The 4,664-nt window shown below is 43.9% G+C and carries 5 protein-coding genes; 3 read left to right on the top strand and 2 right to left on the bottom strand.

What is annotated here, in order from left to right:
• Nucleotides 1-31: 31 nt before the first annotated feature.
• Nucleotides 32-880, bottom strand: coding sequence for a M56 family metallopeptidase (locus PX484_RS14795; RefSeq protein ID WP_287670674.1), 849 nt, complete (start codon nt 878-880; stop codon nt 32-34).
• Complete coding sequence (locus PX484_RS14790; protein WP_002777269.1) at nt 880-1,368, bottom strand: BlaI/MecI/CopY family transcriptional regulator; 489 nt, start codon at nt 1,366-1,368, stop codon at nt 880-882. Before PX484_RS14790 ends, PX484_RS14795 begins: the two co-directional genes overlap by 1 nt.
• A 20-nt stretch (nt 1,369-1,388) precedes the next feature.
• Here PX484_RS14790 and PX484_RS14785 point away from each other — a divergent pair, with 20 nt between their 5' ends.
• The 3 genes from PX484_RS14785 to PX484_RS14775 all read left to right on the top strand — a co-directional run bounded on the left by PX484_RS14785 (nt 1,389) and on the right by PX484_RS14775 (nt 4,538).
• Nucleotides 1,389-1,688, top strand: coding sequence for a small RNA NsiR4-regulated ssr1528 family protein (locus tag PX484_RS14785; RefSeq protein WP_004163884.1), 300 nt, complete (start codon nt 1,389-1,391; stop codon nt 1,686-1,688).
• 298 nt (nt 1,689-1,986) lie between these two features.
• Complete coding sequence (locus PX484_RS14780; RefSeq protein ID WP_288104450.1) at nt 1,987-3,147, top strand: nucleotidyltransferase family protein; 1,161 nt, start codon at nt 1,987-1,989, stop codon at nt 3,145-3,147.
• A gap of 152 nt (nt 3,148-3,299) precedes the next feature.
• Complete coding sequence (locus PX484_RS14775) at nt 3,300-4,538, top strand: glycosyltransferase family protein (RefSeq protein ID WP_288104452.1); 1,239 nt, start codon at nt 3,300-3,302, stop codon at nt 4,536-4,538.
• Nucleotides 4,539-4,664 lie beyond the last annotated feature (126 nt).

Genomic DNA, 4,664 nt, shown 5'->3' with positions numbered 1-4,664 from the left:
GGGGCTTTTTGTCCAACTTCTAGGGTCATTTTTAGGAGTGTAAAGGCAAGAGTAAGAAAGGAGCGAGGGAGAGGGAAAGCAATAGCCAGACTTGATAGTTAAATCTGGGAAGTTCGGGGTTTTCTGACTCGACTAAAGCATCGATTCTCTCTAATAAACGATTATTTAAAGAATGATCATTGAGAGCGACACAGCAACTATCGGAGAAGTTTATTTCCGCTACTTGATTAACTTTTTCTGCCACTAAAAGCAGCGATTCAGCTAATAGTAAATAATCCACTTGTCCAGAAGCGTACTTATCGGCGCGTAATTCCCGTAAGAAGACCAATTCTGACCATAAATTCTCGCTATTGGGCAGCCAAGAAGACATCGATCGCAACCAACCTAACCAGAAAAACCAGAAAGTGTCATGATATTCTTGGTGAGCTTGTTCGTGGGCTAAAACTGCTTGTAAATGTTCTTGATCTAAGAGATTTAATAATCCTTGCGTCACAATTAATTCCGACTTCCAAAAGCCAACTCTGGCACTGTAGGGAAAATCCACTGCTAAAACTCTCGCTTTCTGAGCGGTGATTTTTTTGAGGGGATAACTGCTAAAATCCCGATGGGTTCGCCAAGTTTGATAGGAGAGTTTTATCAAACAAAATAGAGCAAAAACTAGCCAAATTATGGCACTAAAGTAACTAATTAAACTGGAGTTATAGCCTAGCATTTGCCCGCGATAGCCCATACAAACCACCGATATAACTGTCATTAACAGCAGCAAAGGCGGAAAGAGAAAGAAAAATAGAGTTATCTGCCAACGACGCTGATAGCTGGGCAGAAACCAACGTAAACCAATGGCGATAGTTAATGCTAGTAATAACATTGAACCGTGCATTAGCGTTCTCTCCGTTGTTGACGCAGGGTATCTAAACGAGAGGCGATCGCTTTTAATTGTTCGACACTAGCAGTATCGAGACTATCGGCAAAAGAAGCCACCACATCCGCATTACCAATAGCCAAAAAACGATGTAATTGTTCGTAGGCTTTAATTGCCTGTGCTTGTTCCTTAGAAACCATCGGTTTCCAGTAGAAAATCCGACCCTGTTTATAACAACTTAACCAGCCTTTATTAGTCAAACGACGCAGTACCGTAGTCACAGAAGTATAGGCCAGATCCCGTTCTGGATCCGCTAAAATGCGATCGTGGACATCCTTAACGCTAACGGGTTCCAATTCCCAGACAATATTGAGAATTTCCGCTTCTAGGGGGCCAAGGGATAACTGTTTTGGTTGATAGGTCGGCAATTGAGCCATAGTCACACAGAAATGAAGATTACTTTCCTGATCATAGCGGCGGATATCGATCGCCTGATAAAATAGCAACGATCCTTTATATTGTCTTTATGTCCACCGAAACTAATTTAACCACAACTACGGGCGCTGATGCCATTGATGTGGCGATCGCTAATGGCATTGATTTTGATGGTTCCCCAATTCCCCAGGCAAAATTGGAACTTTATCACCGGGTAATGGGTTTGGAAGCAGGACGACAAAGAAGCGGGGTTTCTAACACGATGAGATCGCGAATTGTCCGCATCGGGGCCAAACATATCCCCCAAGAGGAATTAAATCAGCTGTTGTTAGCCGCCGATTTTGCCCCTCTCAAGGAGAAAGAAATCGCTTTTTACTATAGCGTTTCCTAAGCTAGTGAGGTACACATATTTTTCTTCCCTTTTGACTTTTGCCTCTTGCCTTTTGCCTAAAACCCATAACTTTTGTACCTCAGCAGACTGAAAAACGCTATATCTCAAGTAGTCAAATTTTTGCTCGCCATTTTTCGCCTAGACTGCTTGGGGTTGACCGGATTGTTGGAAAAATTAGGCAGGGAGTCTAGGTTTATCTAATGGTCAAGAGGATCGATAACCACTGATTCCGAGCCAGTAATGATACACTAGGCATGATTTAACTTCAGACCTCGATCGCAAAAGGAAATAAACATCGATGAAAGCCATGATTTTGGCGGCAGGCAAAGGAACTCGTGTCCGTCCGATTACCCATACGATTCCCAAACCCCTGATCCCGATTTTACAAAAGCCGGTGATGGAGTTTTTGTTGGAACTGTTGCGACAGCATGGCTTTGATCAGATCATGGTCAATGTCAGTCATTTAGCCGAAGAAATTGAGAGTTATTTCCGCGATGGTCAGCGTTTTGGGGTGCATATCGGCTATTCTTTCGAGGGTAGAATCGAAGAGGGGGAGTTAATCGGTGATGCCCTGGGATCGGCGGGCGGTTTACGACGAATTCAAGATTTTAATCCCTTTTTTGACGATACTTTTGTGGTTCTCTGTGGTGATGCGCTGATCGATCTCGATTTAACCGCAGCCGTTAAATGGCATCGAGAAAAGGGAGCGCTCGCCACTATTGTCACCAAAACCGTCCCCAGAGAGGAAGTATCCAGTTATGGGGTAGTAGTTAGCGACGAGGAAGGAAGGATTCTCAGTTTCCAAGAAAAACCGGCCATCGATGAAGCTTTAAGTACCTGCATTAACACGGGTATCTATATTTTTGAGCCAGAAATCATTGATTTTATTCCCCCTAATAGTAAATACGACATCGGGGGCGAGTTATTCCCCGAATTAGTCGCTAAAGGTGCGCCTTTCTACGCTTTAAACATGGATTTTGAATGGGTGGATATTGGTAAAGTCCCCGACTACTGGCAGGCAATTCGCGGGGTGTTATCCAGGAAAATTAAAAATGTTGCTATCCCCGGCATCGAAGTCAAACCGGGCATCTACACGGGCTTAAATGTGGGGGTAAACTGGGATCGAGTCGATATCACCGGACCTGTGTATATCGGGGCAATGACGCGCATTGAAGACGGGGCGAAAATTGTCGGTCCGAGTATGATTGGCCCAAATTGTTGGATTTGTGGCGGCGCGACAGTGGATAATAGCGTTATTTTTGAATATTCTCGCCTCGGTTCAGGGGCCCGTTTGGTGGATAAGTTGGTCTTTGGGCGCTATTGTGTTGATAAAACCGGCGCGGCGATCGATGTGGAAGCGGCAGCCTTGGATTGGTTGATTACCGATACCCGCAAGGTTCCCCCAGAATTTGATCACCCTAAACATCAGGCAATTCGTTCTTTATTCAATAGCAAGTAGGCAACACCGCAACAGGGAACTTTTTACTTTTACTTGATAAGTACCTAAGCAAAATTAATTACACATATCTAACCACTCCTTGCATGAGTGCCTTTTGCCTTTTGCCTTTTGCCTATCCTAACCAAGACATTAATTTTGCACGACTACTTATCATGTTTGATTCTCCTGTTGATCTTCTCATTCTCTCCAATGGTCCTGGAGAAATATCTACATGGGTGCGTCCAGTTGTCAAGAGATTGCGACAAAACTTAACAGAAGATCGATCGCAGTTGCGGATTTCGGTGATTCTTTCCCCTTGTACTCATTCTATGGGGGCGGAAACGGAAGTAGTTAGGAAATATCCGGAAGTCGATCGAGTCCAGTCGCCAGAAAACTTCTTTAATTTTCTTTTCTGGGGAAAAACCGCCGATAATTGGGATTGGCACCCCAAGGGCATCGTTTTATTTTTAGGGGGCGATCAATTTTTTGCCCTCACCATCGGTAAACGTTTGGGTTATCGCACCGTTATCTATGCGGAATGGGAAGCGCGTTGGTATCGGGGTATCGATCGCTTTGCCGTGATGAATACAAGTGTATTAAAAAATATTCCTGAACAATATCAATCTAAATTTACCGTTATCGGCGATTTAATGGTGGATTTGCCCACTGCTATCACCCCCGATGACACTACCTTAATTGCACTCCTCCCGGGTTCCAAACCCTCGAAATTAGCCCAGGGTGTACCCCTAACCCTAGCCATTGCTGAAAAGATACACGCGCAGGCTCCCCAGACTAAATTCTTGATTCCCGTCGCTCCTACCCTAAATTTAGCTTATTTGGCGAAATTTGCCGATCCTAGCTATAATCCGATGATCACTAAAACCGGTTGGAGTGCTGCCCAATTAAAAAACGGAGAAAAACCCTATCTAGAAACAGCCAAAGGTTTAAAAGTTGACTTAATTACCGATTTTCCCGCCCATAACCAGCTTTCTCGCTGTCATTTAGCTTTAACGACGGTGGGAGCTAATACTGCCGAATTAGGGGCGCTGGCAATCCCGATGATTATTTTACTACCGACTCAGCAACTAGACGCGATGAGAACTTGGGACGGTTTACCCGGTTTATTAGCCCAACTGCCGGGGGTGGGTTCTTTATTTGCTAAGATAATTAATCTCTATATGTTGCGGAAAAAGCGTTTATATGCTTGGCCAAATATTTGGGCGGGTGACGAAATTGTTCCAGAATTATTAGGGGAATTACAACCAGAGGAAGTGGCAAATATAGCTATATCCTGGCTAGAAAATCCCGAACAATTAGAGGCTATCCGGCAAAAATTGCGGGCAGTGCGCGGGCAAGCAGGAGCAGTGGATAAGTTAGTATCTATTATTGCCGAACAATTGTCTAGTTTTTAATCAATTAGATAATTAAGCTTGTTGGTAGTGAGGATCAATTGCGATTCATTTATTAACAGTTTGATAGAATTCCTGCTGATAAAATTCCCGTTGATTGCTGTCGAGAGCATTAATTAATTGTTCTTG

It is taken from the genome of Microcystis sp. M49636_WE2, from assembly GCF_030065375.1.
In the GTDB taxonomy this organism is placed as follows: domain Bacteria; phylum Cyanobacteriota; class Cyanobacteriia; order Cyanobacteriales; family Microcystaceae; genus Microcystis; species Microcystis aeruginosa_C.
The sequence above is the reverse complement of the archived record's forward strand: the minus strand, read 5'-3'. Positions and strand labels throughout refer to the sequence as shown.

Coding starts and splice junctions, on each gene's coding strand:
- PX484_RS14795 (WP_287670674.1), bottom strand. CDS start 880: ATGCACGGTTCAATGTTATTACTAGCATTAACTATCGCCATTGGTTTA.
- PX484_RS14785 (WP_004163884.1), top strand. CDS start 1,389: ATGTCCACCGAAACTAATTTAACCACAACTACGGGCGCTGATGCCATT.
- PX484_RS14780 (WP_288104450.1), top strand. CDS start 1,987: ATGAAAGCCATGATTTTGGCGGCAGGCAAAGGAACTCGTGTCCGTCCG.
- PX484_RS14775 (WP_288104452.1), top strand. CDS start 3,300: ATGTTTGATTCTCCTGTTGATCTTCTCATTCTCTCCAATGGTCCTGGA.